The organism is Frigidibacter sp., from assembly GCF_030695035.1.
Classification (GTDB): domain Bacteria; phylum Pseudomonadota; class Alphaproteobacteria; order Rhodobacterales; family Rhodobacteraceae; genus Frigidibacter.
This window is the reverse complement of sequence record NZ_JAUYTT010000014.1, coordinates 123,687-145,503: the sequence shown is the minus strand read 5'-3', so window position 1 is coordinate 145,503 and position 21,817 is coordinate 123,687. Positions and strand designations below refer to the sequence as shown.

Here is a 21,817-nt window from a genome sequence, read left to right as displayed (position 1 = left end):
GCGCCGCGATCAGGCAGGCTGCAATCCGGCGACCATCTTCGCGTGGATCTTGCGCCGCTCCACGATCATCGCGGCGACGCGGCCCATGGCGATGCCGCGCATCAGCAGGCTGAGTGGCAGGAAGGACCATGTCGTCATCGTCCAGATCAGGGTGTGTTCCGAGGCCAGCGTCACCGGCTCAAACATCATCGCCGCGGATTTGACCACGGCGGGGATCACGAAGGGAAGGGCGAAACCAAGCGCCACATTGGCCATCGCGTCGCGGTTCAGCCGCTCCACCACATCGCCGCCCGTGGTCGGATCGAAGGTTGGAAGGTTGATCCAGACGTTGAACGAGCCTTCGGCAGAAGGCCAGCCAAAGCCGCGGATGGTCACGATGAACACGATCAGGGTGATCAGCGAGATGAAATAGGCCAGTCCCGCGGTGATGCGCACCAGTTGGAGATGGGCCGCCGAGGTGCCCTCGGGCAGCATCAGCGTCATCAGCCGGACCGGACTGTAAGGGAAATCAAGCACATCCGCGACATGCCCGCCCAGATACGAGATCAGCTTGGCCAGCACCGCCGGATCGTTCTGGCCCATGCAGACCACCGACAGCAGGAATACCGTCAGGAAGAGCGACAGGAAACGGATGCGGTTGAAGGGTGGCGCGTCACGGAATTCCACGAGGCCGGGATAGGTCGAGGCGTATTCGAAGAAGGTCAGCGCCGCGGCGAAGAGGGCGACCAGTGCCACCACTTCGGCGGTGTCCGGGTTTACGGATTGCGTCACGACCGAGGGTGTGGCGATCATCACCACAACCAGCATCGCGCGCACGATGGCGCCTGTCAGACGGGATATCAAAGCCCTGTACCCTCCACCCGGTCGAGAACGGTACGATGCCGGCCTCTTGTTCCGAATGTATTCCCGCACGATTGTGGCGGCCTGCCTCATTTAAGCCTCAATCCTGCCAAGTTTCAGGGCGCGTGGCAATCCACCGTTAAGAAAGACGAAACTCTTCCGGCGAATCGATGGAAGAACTGGTGCGAAGTTGCATCAACATCCGGGCAGAAAAATGGCCGCCCCCGGGGGACGGCCATCGATTTCACGGGAAATGGAGGGTTCCCGGGGTCAGACCCAAGGCCGCGACTGCGCCGCCTGCCCCTCGAAGCTGTCGATGGCGGTGACCTTTTCCAGCGTCAGCCCGATATCGTCCAACCCGTTGAGAAGGCAGTGCTTCTTGAAGGCATCCACCTCGAACGCATAGGTCGTGCCGTCCGATCCGGTCACCGTCTGGCTCTCCAGATCCACGGTGATGCGGGCATTGGCGCCCTTCTTGGCATCGTCCATCAGCGCCTCCACCGCCTCTTGCGGCAGCACCACGGGCAGAATGCCGTTCTTGAAGCAGTTGCTGAAGAAAATATCCGCGAAAGAGGTCGATATCACGCAGCGGATGCCGAAATCCAGCAGCGCCCAGGGCGCATGTTCGCGCGAGGAGCCGCAGCCGAAGTTGTCGCCGGCGACGATGATTTCGGCACTGCGATAGGCTGGCTGGTTCAGCACGAAGTCCGGCTTTTCGCTGCCGTCCTGATTATAGCGCATCTCGTCGAACAGGTTCACGCCCAGGCCAGACCGCTTGATGGTCTTCAGGAACTGCTTGGGAATGATCATGTCGGTGTCGATGTTGAGAAGCGGCATGGGCGCCGCGATGCCGGTGAGGGTGGTGAACTTGTCCATGGCTTTTTGCTGGTCCCACAAGGGCGGCGTGGGCATCTGGAAACCGTATGGAAAGTATATGGATACCATACATACGATTTGCCGGATGCCCCGCCGGCGGTTCGGTTCAGATTGCTTCGGCCGGTTCGGCCATCATCTCGCGCACATCGGTCAGGTGGCCGGTGATCGCGGCCGCTGCCGCCATCGCCGGGCTCATCAGATGGGTGCGCCCGCCGCGGCCCTGGCGGCCTTCGAAGTTGCGGTTCGAGGTGGCGGCGCAGCGCTCGCCCGGGCTCAGCTGGTCGGGGTTCATGGCGAGGCACATCGAGCAGCCCGCAAGGCGCCACTCGAACCCGGCATCGAGGAAGATCTGCGCCAGACCCTCCTCCTCTGCCTGGGCGCGCACGAGGCCGGAGCCGGGCACCACCATCGCGCGCTTCACGGCGATCTTCTTGCCCTTCAGGATCGCGGCGGCGGCGCGCAGATCCTCGATCCGGCCGTTGGTGCAGGAGCCGATGAAGACCGTATCGATCTTGATGTCGGTCAGCTTCTGCCCCGCGGTCAGGCCCATGTAGTCGAGCGCGCGCTGTGCCGCCTCGACCTTGCCGCCGGTGAAGCTTTCGGGCGCGGGTACCACAGCGGTGATCGGCAGCACATCCTCGGGCGAGGTGCCCCAGGTGACGACGGGGGCGATATCCTCGCCGCGCAGGGTGACGACCTTGTCGAAATGCGCGCCCTCATCGGTGAAGAGCGTCTTCCACCATGCCAGCGCGGCTTCCCACTGGGCGCCCTTCGGTGCGTGCGGGCGGCCCATGACATAGGCGAAGGTCTTTTCATCGGGCGCGATCAGGCCGGCGCGGGCGCCGCCCTCGATGGCCATGTTGCAGACGGTCATCCGGCCTTCCATCGACAGCTCGCGGATCGCCTCGCCGCAATATTCGATGACATAGCCGGTGCCGCCGGCGGTGCCGGTTTCGCCGATGACCGACAGGGTGATGTCCTTGGCGGTGACACCGGGGCGCAGGCGGCCGGTGATTTCCACCTTCATGTTCTTGGATTTCTTCTGGATCAGCGTCTGGGTGGCCAGCACATGCTCCACCTCTGACGTGCCGATGCCATGGGCCAGCGCGCCGAAGGCGCCATGGGTGGCGGTGTGCGAATCGCCGCAGACCACGGTCATCCCCGGCAGCGTCCAGCCCTGTTCGGGGCCGACGATGTGGACGATGCCCTGCCGGATGTCGGACACGGGGTAGTAGTTGATCTTGAAGTCGCGGGCGTTCTTGTCGAGCGCATCGACCTGGATCCGCGATTCCTCATTGTCGATGCGGATGTCGCGGCCTTCAGTGGTGGGCACGTTATGGTCGGGCACCGCGATGGTCTTTTCGGGGGCGCGGACGGTGCGGCCGGTCATGCGCAGACCCTCGAAGGCCTGCGGGCTGGTCACCTCATGCACCAGATGCCGGTCGATATAGAGAAGGCAGGTGCCATCCTCGGAGGTGTCGACGACATGGGCGTCCCAGATCTTGTCATAGATGGTCTTGGGCGCGGCGTGGGTGGGTGTGGTCATGGCTGTCTCTTCTCACGAATGGCGGAGGCACGGGATGCGTGCGGGCTGTTTGTGGAATGCGGATGGGTAGGCTCTCGCTGGGATCGGCGGGGCGTGCAGGCACGCGGGGCGATCAAAGTCGGGCGAGAATCGAATGCGACACGCCGAAGAAGCGGCCCGGAAGCCGCGCGCGGTCGTGGATATCGAAATAGACGAAGCCTCTCATGGGCTGCGTCAATACGCGCGAATCCGCTGCAAGGCAACTGGGAAGCGTGGGCCGGGGGCGGGCCGGCGCGCCATGATCCGCGCATTTCTGCCCGGCGCGGCGGGCCCGCGAATGGCTCCATTGAGATTTCGGGGCCGCGATGCTACTTATAAGGTATTGCCTCGCGCCGGGGCCGGATCGGCGCGCAACCCAGGAGGACGATGTCCTGTCTATTTCACTGCAGGCGGCCACTGCCGGGGCCGCAGGATCGGTGCCGATGAGCGCCCTTTCCCAAGATGTGTCGAGCGATGTGGTGCTCGACCGCGTTCTGGCTTCCCTCGACGATGACAAGGCCGAAGAGGTGGTGTCGATCGACCTGCGTGGCCGGTCTTCCGTGGCCGATCACATGGTGATCTGCTCGGGCCGTTCGTCCCGTCAGGTCGGCTCCATCGCCGAAAAGCTGGTCGACCGGATGAAGACCGAGTTCGGCCGTGTCTGCAAGATCGAGGGCAAGGATCAGGGCGACTGGGTGCTGATCGATGTGGGCGATGTCGTCGTTCATGTCTTCCGCCCCGAAGTGCGCGACTTCTACCAGCTTGAGAAGATGTGGCTGCCGTCGAACGCAGCCGAGTTCGGCGTGCGCCAGTCCTAAGGTGCGGGTGCATCTGTGCGCGGTGGGCCGGATCAGGTCCGGCCCCGAGCGCGCGCTTGTCGATGACTATCTGAAGCGTTTCGACCGCAGCGGGCGGGCCCTTGGCCTTGGCCCGGCGGCGGAGCATGAGGTGGAGGACAAGCGCGGCGGCGGGCGCGAGGCGGAAGCCGAGCTGCTGGCGCGGGCTGTCCCTGCAGGCGCGCTGCTGGCGGTGCTGGATGAGCGGGGGCGGGTGATGACCTCGCCCGAGTTTGCCGCCGTTCTGGGCGGTTGGCGGGATGCGGGGCGGTCCGACGTGGCCTTCGTTATCGGCGGGGCGGACGGTATTGCCCCGGCCCTGCGCGCGCGGGCGGATTTCGCGCTGTCCTTCGGGCAGATGGTCTGGCCCCATATGCTGGTGCGGGTGATGCTGGCGGAGCAGCTGTATCGTGCCGCGTCGATATTGGCGGGGTCGCCGTATCACCGGGAGTAGTTCGGGCGGGTCAAGGCGAGCCACTGCCTCGCCCCCACCCGCTGCGCGACCGTTCACCCAGAGCCACTGGCAACGCGAAACCGGGGGAGGACAGCGCCCGCCCCTTGAGGCCCGTCCGGTGTGGTTGAAAGGGCGGTGAGTGGCGAAGGCGATGGCCTTCGCCAAGGCAGGCGGCGCAGGCAACCGCATCTGCTCCCACACCCACCGGTTGCTCCGTGCGGCGCTGCGGCGTATCAAGGGCGCGACCCTGGCAGGAGGCCTCGCGATGACCCATCCCAAACCCGTTGTGCTGTGCATCCTCGACGGCTGGGGCCAGCGGGCCGAGCCCGAGGGCAATGCGCCGCTGCTGGCCGACACCCCGACCTTCGACGCGATCATGGCGGGGTGTCCGCATTCCACGCTGATCACCCACGGGCCGGATGTCGGGCTGCCGACCGGGCAGATGGGCAATTCCGAGGTCGGGCACACCAATATCGGCGCGGGCCGGGTGGTGGCGATGGATCTGGGGCAGATCGACCTGGCGATCGAGGATGGCAGCTTTGCCGTGAACCCTGCCCTGCTGGCCTTTGCCGAACGGCTGCGGGCCACCGGCGGCACGGCGCATCTGATGGGCGTGGTGTCGGATGGCGGGGTGCATGGGCATATCGTGCATGTGCTGGCGGCGGTCCGGGCGCTGGTGGCGCTTGGCGTGCCGGTGGCGCTGCACGCGATCACCGACGGGCGCGATGTGGCGCCCTCCTCTGCCGCGGGGTTCGTGGCGGATCTGCTCGCGGGGATGCCCGAGGGCGCGCGGGTGGCGACGGTGATCGGCCGCTATTGGGCGATGGACCGCGACAACCGCTGGGAGCGGGTGGAGCGGGCCTATGCGGCGATGGTGCGCGCCGAGGGCGAGGCTGCGCCCGATGCCGCCACCGCGGTGGCCGCCGCCTATGCGCGGGGCGAGACCGACGAGTTCATCGCCCCCACCATCATCGGCACCTATGCCGGGGCGCAGGAGGGCGACGGTTTCTTCTGCCTCAACTTCCGGGCCGACCGTGCGCGGGAAATCCTGTCGGCGATTGGCGCGCCGGAGTTTGCCGGGTTCGACACGGGGGCGCGCCCGGTCTGGGCGGCGATGCTGGGGATGGTGGATTACTCTGCCGCGCACAACGCCTTCATGACCGCCTGCTACCCCAAGCAGGCCATCGCCAACACGATTGGCGAATGGGTTGCCAAGCATGGACTGACCCAGTTCCGGCTGGCCGAGACCGAGAAATACCCCCATGTGACCTTCTTCCTGAACGGCGGGCGAGAGCTGCCGGAGCCGGGGGAGGACCGCTACATGGCGAAGTCCCCCAAGGTCGCCACCTATGACCTGCAGCCCGAGATGTCGGCTGAGGAAGTGACCGAGCATTTCGTGGGCGCCATCGAGCAGGGGTTCGACCTGATCGTGGTGAACTATGCCAACCCCGACATGGTGGGCCATACCGGCAGCCTGCCCGCCGCGATGGCCGCCTGCGAGGCGGTGGACCGGGGGCTGGCCAAGGTCGTCGCCGCGCTGCAAGCCGCAGGTGGTGCGATGGTGCTCACCGCCGACCATGGCAATTGCGAGGTGATGATCGACCCGGTGACAGGCGGGCCGCATACCGCGCATACCACGAGCCCGGTGCCGGTGGCGCTGATCGGCGGGCCGGCAGGCGTGTCGCTGCGGCAGGGGCGGCTGGCGGACCTTGCGCCGACGCTGCTGGACCTGATGGGCCTGCCGCAGCCGCCCGAGATGACCGGGCAAACTCTGATCGTGCGTTGATGCGACGGATGCGCGCCACCCGATGCATCATGCTCGCCGCCGCTCTGGCGCTGGCGGCGCCTTCGCTGGCGCAGCAAAGCACCGCCGAGCGCGGTGCGCCGCCGCGGCCGGTGACGGTGGCGCAGGGCGCGGTGACGGCGGCCGAGGAGCTGCGCACCGCTATCGCCGCATTGCGCAAGGCGGGTACCGGGCGCGAGCAGGTGGCGGCGCTGAGTCAGACCATCCGCGCCTATGAGACCGGGCTTGCCTCGCTGCGCGACGGGCTGCGCAAGGCGGCGCTGCGCGAGGCGGAGATTGCCGCCGATCTGGACGCGCGGCGCGACCGGCTGTCGCGTCTGCTGGGCGCAATGATGACGATGCAGACCTCGCCCGCGCCGCTGACGCTCCTGCACCCCGAGGGACCGGAGGCCGCGGTGCGCGCCGGGATGATCCTGTCGGACGTGACCCCTGCCTTGCAGGACGAGGCCTCGATGCTGAGCCGCGACCTGCAGGAGGTTGCCCAGATCCGCGGGCTGCAGGAGGGGGCGGTGGAGCTGCTGTCGTCTGGCCTGACTGCGGCGCAAGAAGCGCGCACCTCGCTGAGCCAGGCGATGCAGGACCGCACCGACCTGCCGCGCCGCTTTCTGGAAGATCCCGAGGAGCTGCAGGCGCTGCTGGCCAGTGCCGAAACGCTGGAAGCCTTCACCAATGGCATCGACGGGATGGAGCAAGACATCGGTCCGCCGATGGAGGATTTCGAGGGTGCGCAGGGCACGTTGGCTCTGCCGGTTCTGGGAACCGTGCTGCGCGCGGCCGGTGAGGCCGATGCCGCCGGCATCCGCCGCCCGGGGCTGTTGATCGCCACGAGGCCCGCCGCATTGGTCACCACGCCCTGGCCCGCGACGATCCGCTACCGGGGCCCGCTGCTCGACTACGGAAACGTGATGATCCTTGAGCCCGCAGAAGACTATCTTCTGGTTCTGGCGGGGCTCGGCACGGTCTATGGATCGACGGGTGACGTGCTGGAGGCGGGTGCACCCGTCGGACTGATGGGCGGGGCAGAGCCGGGTGGGCAGGAATTCCTGGCCGCGGCCCAAGAAGGCGGTGGCGCCGACCGGACCGAAACGCTTTATATAGAGCTGAGACAGGGCAAGGAGCCCGTGGACCCTGCCGCATGGTTCACCGAAACGAGGGAAGACTAGCGCATGAAGAAGTTCGTGATGGCCGTTCTTGGCGGCACCGTGGCGGGGGCGCTTCTGACGACGCAGATCGCGGGGCCGATCATTGCGCAAGAGGCGAACAAGGAGGCCTCGGTTTACGAACAGCTGGACCTATTTGGCGATATCTTCGAGCGGATTCGCGCCCAGTATGTAGAGCAGGTCGATGCCGGCGAGCTGGTCGAGGCCGCGATCAACGGGATGCTGACCTCGCTTGACCCGCATTCGAGCTATCTGCCGCCCGCCGATTTCGACGACATGCAGGAACAGACCCGCGGCGAGTTCGGCGGGCTGGGGATCGAGGTCACGCAAGAAGAGGGCTTCGTGAAGGTGGTCTCGCCCATCGACGGCACCCCGGCAGCCGAGGCTGGCATCCAGTCGGGCGACTTCATCACCCATGTGAATGGCGAGAGCCTGCTGGGCCTGACGCTGGACGAGTCGGTCGAGATGATGCGCGGCCCGGTCGGGTCCGAGATCGTGATCACCATTGGCCGCGAGGGCACGGCAGAGCCGTTCGACGTGACGCTGGTGCGCGACACCATCAAGCTGACCGCAGTGCGCGGCCGCGTCGAAGGCAAGACCGTGGTGCTGCGGATCACCACTTTCAACGACCAGACCTATCCCAACCTGGAAGAGCAGCTGAATGCCAAGGTCGAGGAAGCCGGCGGGATCGAGAAGATCAACGGCTTCGTGCTCGACCTGCGCAACAACCCGGGCGGGCTGCTGAGCCAGGCGATCATGGTGTCGGACGCCTTCCTTGACGCCGGCGAGATCGTCTCCACCCGTGGCCGCGACACCGATGACAGCGAGCGATTCAACGCCGAGCCGGGCGATCTGGCGCAGGGCAAGCCGGTGGTGGTGCTGATCAATGGAGGGTCTGCCTCGGCCTCGGAAATCGTTGCCGGCGCGCTGCAGGACCATCGCCGCGCCATCGTGGTCGGCACCAAGAGCTTCGGCAAGGGCTCGGTGCAGACGGTGATCCCCCTGCGCGGTGATGGCGCGATGCGGCTGACCACCTCGCGCTATTACACGCCGTCGGGCCGCTCGATCCAGGCGCTTGGCGTGGCCCCCGACATCGTGGTGCAGCAGCCCGCGCCGCTGCCCGAAGCGACCGAGGAAGAGGAAAAGGCAAGCGCCGCCGCTCAGGCCCGGTCTGAAGCGGATCTGCGGGGGGCGATCTCCAATGACTCGATGACCGAGGATGAAAAGCGCCTGCTGGAAGAAGAGCAGACCAAGGCCGAGGAAGCCGCCAAGCTGCGGGTTGAGGATTACCAGATGGCCTATGCCATCGACATCCTGAAGGGCCTGTCGGCCATCGCGCCGGCGCAGTAAGACGATGGGGCCGGGAGGCCGGCCCCTTTTCGTATCAGGACCTTGCCCATGACCCGACCGAACTTGACCGAGGCCGAAGCCGCCGCCCTGCCCTACCGCCCCTGCGTGGGCGTGGTGCTGATCAATGCCGAGGGCCGGATATTTGCCGGCCGCCGCATCGACAGCGACGCCCCTGCCTGGCAGATGCCGCAGGGCGGGATCGACGAGGGCGAGAAGCCCCGGCAGGCGGCGTTGCGCGAGCTGTGGGAAGAGACCGGGGTCACCGAGGATCTGGTGGAGTTCTTGGCCAAGTCACCGGATTGGGTGACCTATGACCTGCCGCCGGAATTGCTGGGCCGCGTCTGGGGCGGGCGCTTTCGCGGGCAGAAGCAGCGCTGGTTCCTCTACCGCTTCACCGGGCGCGACGATCAGGTGAACATCGCCACCGACCATGCCGAGTTCTCGGAATGGCGCTGGATCGGCGCAGAGGAGATGATCGAGGCCATCGTACCGTTCAAGCGCGCGGTTTATGAAGAAGTGGTGGCGGCGTTCCGCGGCCATCTGGCCTGAACGCCGCCGATCATTGCAGTCGGGCCGTCAGATCTCCACCGACACCCGCCCGATGGGACGCGAGCAGCAGGCAAGGATATAGCCCGCCTCGATATCCTCATCGGCAATGCCGCCCGAATGCACCATCACCACCTCGCCCTCGGTCTTCTTGACCTTGCAGGTGCCGCAAACGCCGAAGGTGCAGCCCGAGGGGATGTTGAGCCCCGAGGCGCGCGCCACCGTCAGCACCGTATCGGTCTCGCGGCAGGTCGCGGTCACGCCGGAGGCCGCGAAATGCAGCTCGGCGGTGCGGTCGTCGGAGGGGACCACATCGTCGATTTCCGGCACCTCGGCCTCGGTCGCGGCGGGGGCGTGGAAGCTTTCCTGGTGATAGCGGGCCATATCATAGCCAAGCGCGTTCAGCATGTCGCGCACCGACTGCATGAAGCTTTCGGGGCCGCAGCAGAACACCTCGCGGTCGAGGTAATCGGGCGCCATCAGGCCCAGCATCAGCTGGTTGAAGCGGCCGCGATAGCCGGTCCAGGTGCGGTAGGGGTCATCCTCCTTCACCACCCAATGCAGCTTCAGCCCCGGGGTACGGCTGGCCATATGCTCCAGCCGCTGCCGGAAGATCAGGTCCTGCGGACGGCGGGCGCAATGGACGAAGGCGATGTCGGGCTCGAAGCCGGAATCCCAGATCCAGGTGGTCATCGCCAGCATCGGGGTGATGCCTGATCCGGCCGAGATGAACAGGTATTTGCGCGGCGCGGCGTCGGGCAGGGTGAAGACCCCGGCCGGGCCGAAGGCGCGAACCTTCGTGCCGGGGGTGAGGTGTTCCAGCATCCAGCGGGTGCCGAGGCTGACCTCCTGCGCCTTGACGGTGATGGTGATCGACAGCGGGCGCGAGGGGCTGGAGGAGATGGTGAAGGTGCGGTGCACGGTGCCGGTGGGCAGCGGCAGCTCCAGCGTCAGGAACTGGCCCGGCGCATGGTCGAACCACGCGCCCGAGGGCGCACGGAAGCAGAAGCTGGCCACCCCCGGCGCTTCGGGGATCACCATCGTGCATTCCAGCGGTTCATCCTCGCGCCACGGAGCGGAAGGGCGGAAGGCCGAGTGGAAATCGCCCGCGCTCATTCGGCGGCCATGATCGAGCGGCCGGTCAGGCGCTGGCCAAGGGTGTCGCAATACCAGTCGATGAACTGGATCACGCCTTCCTCTTGCAGCGTGGAATAGGGGCCGGGCTCATAGGCGGGCGAGTTGATGCCGTACTGGTTTTCCTCGACCACCTGACGGTCTTCGTCATTGGTCGCGAGCCACACTTCGGTCAGGCGCTGCAGGTCGTAATCCACGCCTTCCACCGCGTCCTTGTGGACCAGCCATTTCGTCGTCACCTGCGTTTCGGTGGGCGATAGCGGCAGGATGCGGAACACGATGGCGTGGTCAGCGAGGAAGTGGTTCCAGCTGTTGGGGTAGTGGTAGAACAGCAGGCTGCCGGCATTGTCGAAGGGCACATCGCCCATGCGCTTGGACACCGCGGCCTTGGTGCTCATCGTGAAGCTTTCGGCATTGTTCAGCAGCGGGATCCGCGCCAGACGCCATTGCATCGCCGGATGGTTGACGAAGCGCGATGGCAGGTTCGCCGCCTCGCACCGCGCCCAATGCGCCATGATCTCGGGCGCGGCGGCGTCTGGGCCTTCCATCGCGGTCATGGTGGGGCTGTCGGAATAGGTGCGGCAGAGCGAGGGGTGGCTGCCCGAGCAGTGATAGCATTCGCGGTTATTCTCGATCACCAGCTTCCAGTTGGCTTTCTCGATGATCGTCGATTCGAAGGCGACCTTGCTGTCTTTCAGGCGATGCGGGCCGACATAGGCGTCCAGCTTCTCGGCCAGCGCATCGAAGGCGGGCGGCGTGTCAGAGACGCAGACGAAGACCATCCCGCCGGCTTCACGGCACTGCACCGGCTTCAGCCCGTATTTGCCGGCGTCGAAATCGGGGCCCATGTCGCGGGCATAGAGCAGGCGGCCATCCAGCTCATAGGTCCATTGGTGATAGGGGCACACGAGCTTGGGCGCTGATCCCTTGATGGCTGAGCAGATGCGCTGGCCGCGGTGGCGGCAGGTGTTGTGGAAGGCGCGGATCACGCCATCGGCGCCGCGCACCACGACGACCGGATAGGCCCCGACCTGCATGGTGATGTAATTGCCGGTCTTGGGGATCTCGCAAGAGGGCAGCGCGAACAGCCAGTCCTGATACCAGAACCGCTCCAGATCCAGCTGGAACATGCCGGGATCATTGTAGAAAGGCTGCGGCAGGGAGTGGTTCTTCTTGCGGCTGAGCAGCAGGGCAAGGGCATCGGCGTCGCGCATCATCGGTCCTCATCTGCCCTTGGGGGCGGGGCTGGGCGATGGACGAGGGGGCGCACAGGCGGGGCGTGTGAGGAACGCCCGGCAAGGCAGCCCCGTGCCGCCCACCGCGGCTTGGCTGGTCCGAGGCTGGTTTCCGGGCTTGGCAGGGGCCTTGGCACCGGGGCGCCGCTGGCGGGGACGCGCCTTCCCGAACCTCCTCCGGTTCAGTGGCCCTCGCGCCCCTTTCCCTGCCCTACCGTTGCGGGGGCAGCGCCGGAATTTGACCGGCTTCCCAATTCTCTGCCGCCCGAAGCCCGGCCGGCAGCACCTTGGTGAACCGGATGATGCGGCAAGATGCTGCAGCGCAGTCGCCCGAAAACGACGCACCGCAGCGATTTCGCGGAGTGGCGCTTAAATCCGCTCGATGGCGAGGGCAATGCCCTGCCCGCCGCCGATGCACATGGTGATGAGGGCACGGCGCCCGCCCGTCCGCTCCAGCTCATACATCGCCTTCACGGTCAGCAGCGCGCCGGTGGCGCCGACCGGGTGGCCAAGGGCAATCGCGCCGCCATTGGGGTTCACGCGGGCCGGGTCGAGCCCGAGGCCGGCGTTGACCGCGAGGGCCTGCGCGGCAAAAGCCTCGTTCGATTCGATCACGTCGAAGTCGATGACCGTCAGGCCGGTGCGGGCGCAGAGCGCCTGCACGGCGGGCACCGGGCCGATGCCCATCACCTCGGGGCGCACGCCCGCGACGGCATAGCCAAGGATGCGGGCGCGGGGATTGAGGCCCGCGGCTTCGGCTGCCGAGGCACGGGCCAGCACCAGCGCCGCCGCGCCGTCATTGATGCCGCTGGCATTGCCGGCGGTGACAGTGCCGTCCTTCTGGAACACCGGCCGCAGCCCGCCAAGCGCCTCGAGGCTGGTCTGCTTGGGGTGCTCGTCGGTGTCGAAGATCACAGTGCCCTTGCGGCCCACGATCTCGACCGGCGTGATCTGGCTGGCAAAACGGCCCTCGGCGATGGCGGCGGCGGCGCGGCGCTGGCTTTCCAGCGCGAAAGCGTCTTGCGCCGCGCGGCTGACATCATGCTCGCGCGAGACATTCTCGGCGGTCACGCCCATATGGCCGGTGCCGAAGGGACAGGTCAACGCGCCGACCATCATGTCGAGCGCGCGTACGTCGCCCATCTTCTGGCCGAAGCGGGCGGCGGGCAGGATATAGGGGGCGCGGCTCATGCTCTCGGCCCCGCCGGCGAGGGCGAAATCGGCATCCCCCAGCATCAGCGCCTGCGTCGCCGAGACGATAGCCTGCGCGCCGGACCCGCAGAGACGGTTGACGTTCATCGCGGGCGCGGTGTCGGGCACGCCCGCCTCCATCGCCGCGACGCGCGACAGGTACATGTCGCGCGGTTCGGTGTTCAGCACATGGCCAAAGACCACGGTGCCGATCTGGCCGCCCTCAACGCCCGCCCGCTCCAGCGCGGCCCGCGAGGCAATAGCAGCAAGCGTGATGGGCGGCAGCGCGGCAAGGCTGCCGCCGAAGGTGCCGATGGCGGTGCGCGCCCCGGACAGGATGACGATATCGGTCATGGTCTCTCTCCCCTGCAGATTTGCGGGGAGGTTAGCCCTGCGCTGGCCGGGATGCCAGCGGCGCGGGCCATGTGACGCAAGGGAAATTGTCTCAGTCTGCTGGGGCGGCTTCCCAGAGCGGCACGGTCGAGATCGACATCTTGGCCGATCCCTCGACCAGCTCGCGGGCATGGGCGAGGTAGATCAGCACGTTGTTCTCGGCGTCATAGACCCGCCGCACCCGCAACGACTTGAGGATCAAGGATCGGCCCTCGCGGAACATCTCCTCGCCATCCTCGCCGCGGTCGATATCCCCCAGCGTGATCGGCCCGGTCTGGCGGCAGGCGATGGAGGCGTTGGAGGGATCCTCGAACCAGTTCCCCTGCGAGACGCGGTCGATCAGGCTGCGCTCAAAATAGGACAGGTGGCAGGTAACGCCGGGCACCTTGGGGTCGGCCAGCGCCTCGATCACGATGTCATTGCCGGTCCAGTCCACGCCGACGCGGCCGACCTCTTCGGCGAGGGTGGGCGTGGCGATCATCGCCATTAGCAAAGCCATCAGTCCGCGGGACGCCATCCGGTCTCTCCTTCGACGAAATCGGCTGTCGCCCCGGGGGTGAAGCCGTCGCCGCCAGTCTTCGCCACATAGCGGGTCACGCGCAAGGCATGAACGGGGGGCTGCGACAGGGTCTCGATAAGATTGAAGTCGTTTTCCTCGCCGCGCAAGCGGGTTGAAAGCCCGGTGCCGGCCGACACCTGCAGCATCGCGCGGCGGCCTTCCTGCAGCATGTCGGCTGCCGCGCCCCAGGTGTGCAGGTGCCCCGACAGCACCAGATCCGCCCCCGCCTCTGACAGCGCATGGGCGGCCTTCACGCCATTGGGCATCGGCTCCTTACGGGCGCCGGGCGGGTGGATCAGCGGGTGATGCAGCATGACCACGCGCAGCACGCCGGGGGGGGCCTCCTGCAGGCGCTGCACGGCCCGGACAAGGCCGCGGCTTCGCACTTTCCCATGCTCGAAAGCGAAGGGCCAGGCGGTGTTGATCGACACGATCCGCACCCCCGGCAGGTCCAGCATCGGCTCCAGATCGGGCGAGATGTCGGCCTTGTAGGCGGCGAAGCTGCGCAGGAAGCGCGACACAGGGCGATCCAGCGGAATGTCATGGTTGCCGGGCACGGTCAGCACCGGCTGCGGCAGATCGGCGATGAGGTTCGCCGCCTCTTCGAACTGCCACTCGCGGGCGCGTTGCGTCAGGTCGCCCGAGATCAGCGTGACATCGGGCTTCAGCTCCCACGCGGCATCGACCAGCGGTTGCAGCAGCCCCGGGCGGGTGCGGCCAAAATGCAAGTCGGACAGGTGCAGCAGCCTCGCCATCAGGCTGCGGCGCCGCTGGCGGCACCCGGCCCTTCGGCGGCAATGCGGTTGGCGACGCTGGCGGAGCTTTCCTCGGCCGCGGGCGGTGCCAGCACCTTCAGCGCGCCGGGCAGCATCCGGAACCGGAACGGGCCGGTCATCTTGTCACGCTCGCCATCCCGCGCGATGGTGCGGCGCGGCTTGCGCGTTTCGATCACGATCTCGGTCCCGCAAAGCATCTCGAAATCCGTCTCGGGCCGCGCCTGCTTCAGCGCCAGCCGCGCGGCGAAGCGCACCAGTTGCCCCCGCGTGCAATCGGGGGCGAGGAACACTGCGAACTGGCCTTGGTCGAGGCAGTCGGCCCCCGGCAGGCCGAACTGGTCGAGCTGGTAGCCATTGGCGGCGACGAAGACCATCGGCGCGCGCAGGCGGCGCGCCTCCCCGTCAATCGTGACCTTCATCACCGAGGGGCGGCGGAAATCGGCAATGGTGCGGATCACCGACCAATAGGCGGCGATGCGCGAGCGGCCCCAGCGGCTGTAGATCGCCTCGCGGCTTTCGAGGATGGCGGGGTAGAGGCCAAGGCTGGCATTGTTCAGGAAGATCTGGCCGTTCACCTCGCCGACCGCGATGCGGCGGGGTTCGGCCTCGGCCAGCGCGGTGACCGCCTCTTGCGGATCTTCTGGAAATCCAAGACTGCGGGAGAAGAAGTTGAACGTGCCAAGCGGGAGGACGCCCATCGCGATGTCTGTGCCGACCAGTTCCGCCGCGACGGCGCAGATGGTGCCGTCCCCGCCCGCCGCGATGATGGTGGCAAACCCGCCAGCCCGGGCCGAGCGGGCGGCGGCAGCGATATCCTCGCCCTCGTCGATCAGCCGCACCTCGGGATGCCCGCCGATGCGCTCGATCATCGGGTCCAGCAGGGCATGCAGCCGCGCGGCTTTCTTGCGCCCCGCGCCGGTGTTGGCGATGATACAGACTGGACCTTGCATGTTGCCCCCTTGGCCACGGGCACACCCCGGCCCCGGGTTCCAACGCAGCCCCCTTGCGGCGGTTCCCCCGCTGCGGCATTGCCTGCGCATGTTGCCGCGCCCGGGTTGACACTGCCGCACGGACCCCCACCTTGGGCGGAACGCATTCAGGAGACCGCATATGACCAGCCCCGCCCATAACCCCGTGGTCCAGTCGTTTTTCGACCGCCCCACCGGCTCTTTGCAATACGTGTTCCACTGCCCCGAGACGATGCAGGGCGCGGTGGTGGACCCGGTCTGGAACTATGATGCGAAGGCGGTGGCGACCTGGACGCAGAGCGCGGACGAGATCGAGGCCTATCTGCGGACCACCGGTATCACCCCTGTCTGGATCCTCGACACCCATCCCCATGCCGACCACCTGAGCGCGGCGCGCATCCTGTCCGACCGCTTCGGCGGCGTGCCGCGCGGCATTGGCGAGAAGGTGCGCGAGGTGCAGGGGCTGTGGCAGAAGCTGTACAACTGGCGCCCGGAGGAGACGCCGGATGGCGGTTGCTGGGATCGGCTGTTTGCGGCAGGGGACGCGTTCATGGTGGGCAACATCCCGGTGCGGGTGATGCTGTCACCCGGGCACACGCTCGCCTCGATCACCTATGTCACGGGGGATGCGGCCTTCGTGCATGACACGTTGATGATGCCCGAAAGCGGGTCGAGCCGGGCCGACTTCCCGGGCGGCAGCGCGGCGGTGCTGTGGGACAGCCTGCAGGCGATCCTGGCGCTGCCGGCAGAGACGCGGCTTTACATCGGCCACGACTACCCGGCCAAGGACGCCGCGCCGCGCTGCATGGCGACGGTGGCCGAGCATCTGGCGACGAACGCCCATGTGAAGGCGGGCACGGTCCGCGAGGAGTACATCGCCCGGCGCGAGGCGCGGGATGCGACGCTGGCGCTGCCCGAACGGATGATCGCGGCACTGCAGGTCAACCTGCGCGGCGGGGCGCTGCCAGCGGCCGAGGATGACGGGCACAGCTACCTGAAGATGCCGGTGAACCGCTTCGTGCCGCGGTAGCGCCTACTCCGCCGCGGCGGGTTGCGGCGACGGATCCAGCCGCACCCGGCCAGCCTCGGTCAGAAGCCAGACCTCGCGCCCCTCGATCACCACCGCCGTCAGCGTTCCGCCATAGGCGGCGCTGCTGTCGATGTTCAGGCGGTTGCCGTAATGCGTCGGCTCGGACAGGGCGGTATGGCCATGCACGATGAGCGCGCCATGATCGCGGGTATCCGACAGGAACCCGTCGCGGATCCACAGCAGGTCATCCTCGGTCTGTTCGCGCAGGTCGACGCCGGGGCGGATGCCGGCATGGACGAACAGCACATCGCCGCGCAGATGCCAGGTCGGCAGGCCGCGCAGGTAGTCGACATGCTGCGGCGGAACCGCCTCATGCGCCTCGGCATGGACATCGGCGAGCGGCCGATCCGACGGCGCCTCGAGACCGTAGGAGGCAAGCGTGGTGCCGCCGCCAAGGCGCGGATGCAGCCAGGCAAGATCGGCGCGCAGGCAGTCGTCGCTGTCATGGGGGTCGGCCATGAACAGCGTGAACAGCCGGTCATGGTTGCCCTTCAGCACCACCCAGGGCGCGCCCATCGCCTGACCCTGCATCAGGAAGTCGATCACGCCGCGGCTGTCGGGGCCGCGGTCCACCAGATCGCCGATATGCACCACCGGCGCCTCGGTATCGCCAATCGCTGCCCGGTCGGCCGCGATCAGCGCATGGGCGGCCTTCAGCAGGTCAAGATGGCCGTGAATGTCACCGATGGCATAGGTCCGCATGGCGTCTCCGAAACTTGAGGGAAAAGGCCCCCGCCGATTCGGGCAGGGGCCTTGCTGTTGCTATAGCGCGGGCGTGACAGAACGTCGAACCACCCGGGTGTGAACCCGCACCTTGCGGGCGGGTTCCGATGGGTCAGACGCCTTCGAACTCCAGGGGCTTGACCTGTTGGAACAGGCCGGTCGCTTCCAGATCGGCTTTCACTTCCTCTGGCAGCGGTTCGTCCAGATACAGGATCGCAATCGCATCCTCTCCCGCCGCGGCGCGGCCAAGGGTGAAGTTGGCAATGTTGACCCCGTGCTTGCCAAGCGTACCGCCAAGCGTGCCGATGATGCCGGGCACATCGCGGTTGGTGGTGTAGAGCATGTGCTGGCCCACCTCAGCGTCGATGTTGATGCCCTTGACCTGGATGAAGCGCGGCTTGCCGTCGCTGAACACCGTGCCGCCGATCGAGCGTTCGCGGGTCTCGGTGACCATCGTCAGCTTGATGTAAGCATCGAACACGCCAGACTTTTCCTGCTGCGTGGTCGAGATCTGGATACCGCGTTCCTTGGCGATTACCGGGGCCGAGACCATGTTCACCGCCGGGTTGGTGGCGCGCATGATGCCGGCAATGGCGGCGCAGTTCAGCGCGGCCAGGTTCATGTCGGCGACATGGCCGTCATAGAGGATGTTGATGGCCTTGATCGGCTCATCCGTCATCTGGCCGACGAAGGCGCCCAGATGCCCGGCCAGCTTGACCCAGGGCCCCATGACCGCGGCTTCCTCGGCGGTGACGGAGGGCATGTTGAGCGCGTTCTGCACGGCGCCGGTCAGAAGGTAATCCGACATCTGCTCGGCAACTTGCAGCGCCACATTCTCCTGCGCTTCGGTGGTGGAGGCGCCCAGATGCGGGGTCACCACCACGTTCGGCAGGCCGAAGAGCGGGCTTTCGGTGGCAGGCTCCACCTCGAACACGTCAAAGGCGGCGCCGGCGACCTGGCCGGACTTGAGCGCTTCGGCAAGGGCTGCTTCATCCACCAGACCGCCGCGGGCGCAGTTGATGATCCGCACGCCTTTCTTTGTCTTTGCAAGGGCTTCGGCGTTGAGGATGTTGCGGGTCTTGTCGGTCAGCGGCACATGCAGGGTGATGAAATCGGCGCGGGCGAGCAGGTCGTCCAGCTCCACCTTGGTCACGCCCATCGACTTGGCGCGCTCTTCGGACAGGAAGGGATCATAGGCCAGCACCTTCATGTGCAGGCCAAGGGCGCGGTCGCAGACGATGCCGCCGATATTGCCCGCGCCGATCACGCCGAGGGTCTTGTTGTACAGCTCCACCCCCATGAAACGCGACTTTTCCCATTTGCCGGAATGGGTGGAGACCGAGGCCTCGGGCAGCTGCCGCGCGACGGCGAACATCATCGCAATCGCATGTTCGGCAGTGGTGATGGAGTTGCCAAACGGCGTGTTCATCACGATCACGCCGTTGCGCGAGGCGGCAGGAATGTCAACGTTATCAACGCCGATCCCGGCGCGGCCGATGACCTTGAGGTTCGGCGCGAGGGCCAGAAGCTTGTCGGTCACCTTGGTGGCAGAGCGGATGGCAAGGCCGTCATACTGACCGATGATCTCGGCCAGCTTTTCCTTGTCCTTGCCGAGTTTGGGCATGTAATCCACCTCGACCCCGCGGTCGCGGAAGATCTGCACGGCGGTTTCGGAGAGTTCGTCGGATACGAGAACGCGGGGGGCCATGATGGGCTCCTGTGAGGATATGGAATGCATATGGAAACCATGCAGATGTCATGCGCATGATTTTGCGGGAGGCCGCCGGGACGCGCCCGGCGGCAAAAGATCATGCGGCTTTCGCCTGCGCCTCGATCTCGGCCTCGAAGGCGTATTCGACCCAGGGCATCAGCGCGGCGACATCGGCGGCCTCCACCGTCGAGCCGCACCAGATCCGCAGGCCGGGAGGCGCGTCGCGGTAGGCGCCAGCATCAAGGGCGACGCCCTCTTTCTCCAGCCGCTTGGCGACGGCCTTGGCGAAGGCGGCGCCATCCACGATCCGCGGATCGGTGAACTTCAGGCAGACTGAGGTGGTCGAGGCGGTGGCCGGATCGACGGCAAGGTTGGCGATCCAGTCCTTGCCGTCGATGAAGTCCGCAATCGCCGCGGCGTTCGCCTGCGAGCGGGCGATCAGGCCCTGAAGCCCGCCGACCGTCTGTGCCCATTTCAGGGCCACAAGGTAGTCCTCGACACACAGCATCGACGGGGTGTTGATCGTCTCGCCCACGAAGATGCCTTCGTTCAGCTTGCCCTTGGAAGTGAGGCGGAAGATCTTCGGCAGCGGCCAGGCGGGGGTGTAGCTTTCCAGCCGCTCCACCGCGCGGGGGCTGAGGATCAGCACGCCATGCCCGCCCTCGCCGCCCAGAACCTTCTGCCAGGAGAAGGTCACGACATCGAGCTTGTCCCAGGGCAGGTCCATCGCAAAGGCGGCGCTGGTCGCGTCGCAGATGGTAAGGCCAGCGCGGGCAGCGGGGATCGCATCGCCGTTCGGGACCCGCACGCCCGAGGTGGTGCCGTTCCAGGTGAAGACCACGTCCTTGTCGAAATCGACCTCGGCCAGATCGACGATCTCGCCGTAGGGGGCCTTGCGCACGGTGGCGTCGAGCTTGAGCTGCTTCACCACATCGGTGACCCAGCCTTCGCCGAAGCTTTCCCAGGCCAGCATCTCTACCGGGCGGGCGCCGAGCAGCGACCACAGCGCCATTTCCACGGCGCCGGTATCGGAGGCGGGGACGATGCCGATGCGGTACTCCGCGGGCACGCCCAGAATGTCACGGGTAAGGTCAATCGCCTCTTTGAGCTTGGCCTTGCCGATGGCGGCACGGTGCGAACGGCCCAAGGGGGCGTCTGCAAGCATATCGAGGGAGAAACCGGGGATCTTCGCGCAAGGGCCCGAAGAGAAACGCGGATTAGCCGGGCGCGTAGCCGGGGCGGTCAGTGCCATGATGGTATCCTTACAGATAATCGCCCTTCGTTGGGGAAGGGTGTCCCGCCGATGGGGATAGTGTTGGGCGGAAAATAAAGCAAGGGGGAAACTGGGGCCCCGGCCGGGCACCTTCCGGGGCCGAAACCCGCCGCTGCGCGAGGCGCGGATTGCGGCCCCGGGGGGTTCGGCTATGCTGGGTCCAAGGATCAGCCAAGGAGGGCAGACATGTCGATCAGCAGGCGGCACTTCGGCCTCGGGCTTGGGGCACTCGGGCTGGCGGCTTGCGCGGGCCCGCGCAACCTTGGGGGCGCGTCGGCGCCGGCGGGCATTCCGGACGATCTGCGCCCGGTGCCGAATGCGGGCTATGACGCCTGGGTGGCTTCGTTCCAGGGGCGGGCCGCAGCGCAGGGGATTTCCGCGGGCACGCTCGCCGCGGCCTTCCGGTCTGCCGGTTTCGTGCCGGGCGCGGTGACGCGGGACCGGAACCAGCCCGAATCCAACCGCACGCTGGAGGATTATCTGTCCATCGCCGTGTCGGATGAGCGGGTGGCCAAGGGCCGCGCCGCCTATGCGCGCCAGCGCCCGACGCTGGCCGCGCTGGAGGCGCGCTATGGTGTCGATGCCTCTATCATCACCGCGGTCTGGGGGCTGGAGAGCTTTTATGGCGAGCGGCGGGGCGATGTGCCGGTGATCTCGGCAACCTCGACGCTGGCCTATGACGGGCGCCGCGCGGCGTTCTTCGAACAGCAGCTGGTCGCGGCACTGCGGATCTTGCAGAACGGCGATGTCACACCAGAGCGGATGACCGGAAGCTGGGCCGGGGCGATGGGGCATACCCAGTTCATCCCGACCAGCTATCTGCAATATGCCGTGGATTTCACCGGCGACGGGCGGCGCGACATCTGGTCGGATGATCCCACGGACTCGCTCGCCTCGACCGCGGCGTATCTTTCGCGCAGCGGCTGGACCTCGGGGGTGCGCTGGGGGGCGGAAGCGGCGGACGGCGCGCTGCAGCCGCAGCCGGGAGGGCCGCGCTTTGCGGTGACCGGCAACTTCCGGGCGATCAAGCGCTACAACAACTCCGATCTCTATGCGATTGGCGTGGGGCATCTGGCCGACCGTATCGCCGGCGGCGGCCCGCTGCGCGGCAGCTTCCCGCCCGATGCCAACGGGTTGACCAAGGAGGACCGCATCCGGCTGCAGCAGCGCCTGACGGCGCGGGGATTCGACACCGGCGGAGCGGACGGGGTGCTGGGGCCGAAGAGCCGCAGCGCGATCAGCGCCTATCAGGGCAGCATCGGGCAGGCGGCGACCGGCGTTCCCTCGGTGGCCTTGCTGCGCAGCCTGGGGTGAGGGGCGGGCCGTCCGGCAAG

General features: G+C 67.0%; 20 protein-coding genes and 1 riboswitch. Of the genes, 8 read left to right on the top strand and 12 right to left on the bottom strand.

The window, feature by feature from the left end:
• Positions 1-9: 9 nt before the first annotated feature.
• From Q8S30_RS14675 to leuC, 3 genes are all read right to left on the bottom strand, one after another.
• Positions 10-843 (bottom strand): hypothetical protein, encoded by an 834-nt coding sequence (locus Q8S30_RS14675; RefSeq protein WP_305666772.1) that lies wholly within the window; start codon positions 841-843, stop codon positions 10-12.
• Positions 844-1,110: 267 nt separating this feature from the next.
• Positions 1,111-1,716 carry a 3-isopropylmalate dehydratase small subunit gene (gene leuD, locus Q8S30_RS14670; RefSeq protein ID WP_305666771.1) on the bottom strand — a complete coding sequence of 202 codons (606 nt, stop codon included), beginning with the start codon at positions 1,714-1,716 and terminating at the stop codon, positions 1,111-1,113.
• Positions 1,717-1,822: 106 nt separating this feature from the next.
• Positions 1,823-3,262 carry a 3-isopropylmalate dehydratase large subunit gene (gene leuC / locus Q8S30_RS14665; RefSeq protein ID WP_305666770.1) on the bottom strand — a complete coding sequence of 480 codons (1,440 nt, stop codon included), beginning with the start codon at positions 3,260-3,262 and terminating at the stop codon, positions 1,823-1,825.
• Between the two features lie 461 nt (positions 3,263-3,723).
• Here leuC and rsfS point away from each other — a divergent pair, with 461 nt between their 5' ends.
• The 6 genes from rsfS to Q8S30_RS14635 all read left to right on the top strand — a co-directional run bounded on the left by rsfS (position 3,724) and on the right by Q8S30_RS14635 (position 9,433).
• On the top strand, positions 3,724-4,098 hold the full coding sequence (gene rsfS, locus Q8S30_RS14660; RefSeq protein WP_371135529.1) for a ribosome silencing factor: 375 nt from the start codon (positions 3,724-3,726) through the stop codon (positions 4,096-4,098).
• A gap of 1 nt (position 4,099) precedes the next feature.
• Positions 4,100-4,570, top strand: a complete 471-nt coding sequence (gene rlmH / locus Q8S30_RS14655) for a 23S rRNA (pseudouridine(1915)-N(3))-methyltransferase RlmH (RefSeq protein ID WP_305666768.1) — start codon at positions 4,100-4,102, stop codon at positions 4,568-4,570.
• Between the two features lie 265 nt (positions 4,571-4,835).
• Entirely contained in the window at positions 4,836-6,356 is a 1,521-nt protein-coding gene (gene gpmI, locus Q8S30_RS14650; protein ID WP_305666767.1) for a 2,3-bisphosphoglycerate-independent phosphoglycerate mutase, read from the top strand.
• 8 nt (positions 6,357-6,364) lie between these two features.
• Positions 6,365-7,537, top strand: coding sequence for a murein hydrolase activator EnvC (locus tag Q8S30_RS14645; protein WP_305666766.1), 1,173 nt, complete (start codon positions 6,365-6,367; stop codon positions 7,535-7,537).
• Positions 7,538-7,540: 3 nt separating this feature from the next.
• Positions 7,541-8,884: a S41 family peptidase gene (locus Q8S30_RS14640; RefSeq protein ID WP_305666765.1), complete on the top strand. Its 1,344-nt coding sequence runs from the start codon at positions 7,541-7,543 to the stop codon at positions 8,882-8,884.
• A gap of 48 nt (positions 8,885-8,932) precedes the next feature.
• The gene (locus Q8S30_RS14635) at positions 8,933-9,433 is read left to right on the top strand and encodes an RNA pyrophosphohydrolase (protein WP_305666764.1); all 501 of its coding nucleotides are present in this window, start codon (positions 8,933-8,935) and stop codon (positions 9,431-9,433) included.
• A gap of 27 nt (positions 9,434-9,460) precedes the next feature.
• On the opposite strand, the gene Q8S30_RS14630 is transcribed toward Q8S30_RS14635, so the two are convergent.
• From Q8S30_RS14630 to Q8S30_RS14605, 6 genes are all read right to left on the bottom strand, one after another.
• Positions 9,461-10,546: a hybrid-cluster NAD(P)-dependent oxidoreductase gene (locus tag Q8S30_RS14630; protein ID WP_305666763.1), complete on the bottom strand. Its 1,086-nt coding sequence runs from the start codon at positions 10,544-10,546 to the stop codon at positions 9,461-9,463.
• On the bottom strand, positions 10,543-11,781 hold the full coding sequence (locus Q8S30_RS14625; RefSeq protein ID WP_305666762.1) for an SRPBCC family protein: 1,239 nt from the start codon (positions 11,779-11,781) through the stop codon (positions 10,543-10,545). The genes Q8S30_RS14630 and Q8S30_RS14625 overlap by 4 nt, the downstream gene beginning before the upstream one ends.
• 103 nt (positions 11,782-11,884) lie before the next feature.
• Positions 11,885-12,104, bottom strand: a riboswitch (cobalamin riboswitch).
• Positions 12,105-12,168: 64 nt separating this feature from the next.
• Positions 12,169-13,344, bottom strand: coding sequence for an acetyl-CoA C-acyltransferase family protein (locus tag Q8S30_RS14620; RefSeq protein WP_305666761.1), 1,176 nt, complete (start codon positions 13,342-13,344; stop codon positions 12,169-12,171).
• Between the two features lie 91 nt (positions 13,345-13,435).
• Positions 13,436-13,900 (bottom strand): CreA family protein, encoded by a 465-nt coding sequence (locus Q8S30_RS14615; protein ID WP_305666760.1) that lies wholly within the window; start codon positions 13,898-13,900, stop codon positions 13,436-13,438.
• Positions 13,882-14,697 carry a metallophosphoesterase gene (locus tag Q8S30_RS14610; RefSeq protein WP_305666759.1) on the bottom strand — a complete coding sequence of 272 codons (816 nt, stop codon included), beginning with the start codon at positions 14,695-14,697 and terminating at the stop codon, positions 13,882-13,884. Before Q8S30_RS14610 ends, Q8S30_RS14615 begins: the two co-directional genes overlap by 19 nt.
• Positions 14,697-15,668: a diacylglycerol kinase family protein gene (locus tag Q8S30_RS14605; protein ID WP_305666758.1), complete on the bottom strand. Its 972-nt coding sequence runs from the start codon at positions 15,666-15,668 to the stop codon at positions 14,697-14,699. Before Q8S30_RS14605 ends, Q8S30_RS14610 begins: the two co-directional genes overlap by 1 nt.
• Positions 15,669-15,828: 160 nt before the next feature.
• Here Q8S30_RS14605 and Q8S30_RS14600 point away from each other — a divergent pair, with 160 nt between their 5' ends.
• Positions 15,829-16,716, top strand: a complete 888-nt coding sequence (locus Q8S30_RS14600; RefSeq protein ID WP_305666757.1) for an MBL fold metallo-hydrolase — start codon at positions 15,829-15,831, stop codon at positions 16,714-16,716.
• Positions 16,717-16,719: 3 nt separating this feature from the next.
• Here Q8S30_RS14600 and Q8S30_RS14595 read toward each other — a convergent pair whose 3' ends face one another.
• From Q8S30_RS14595 to Q8S30_RS14585, 3 genes are all read right to left on the bottom strand, one after another.
• Positions 16,720-17,478, bottom strand: a complete 759-nt coding sequence (locus Q8S30_RS14595; RefSeq protein WP_305666756.1) for a metallophosphoesterase family protein — start codon at positions 17,476-17,478, stop codon at positions 16,720-16,722.
• A 133-nt stretch (positions 17,479-17,611) separates the two neighbouring features.
• Positions 17,612-19,207 (bottom strand): phosphoglycerate dehydrogenase, encoded by a 1,596-nt coding sequence (gene serA / locus Q8S30_RS14590; protein ID WP_305666755.1) that lies wholly within the window; start codon positions 19,205-19,207, stop codon positions 17,612-17,614.
• 100 nt (positions 19,208-19,307) lie between these two features.
• A complete protein-coding gene (locus Q8S30_RS14585) occupies positions 19,308-20,462 on the bottom strand; it encodes a phosphoserine transaminase (protein ID WP_305666754.1) in 1,155 nt (384 codons plus the stop codon).
• 207 nt (positions 20,463-20,669) lie between these two features.
• On the opposite strand from Q8S30_RS14585, the gene Q8S30_RS14580 reads away from it, so the two are divergent.
• Positions 20,670-21,797: a lytic murein transglycosylase gene (locus Q8S30_RS14580; RefSeq protein WP_305666753.1), complete on the top strand. Its 1,128-nt coding sequence runs from the start codon at positions 20,670-20,672 to the stop codon at positions 21,795-21,797.
• Positions 21,798-21,817: the final 20 nt, after the last annotated feature.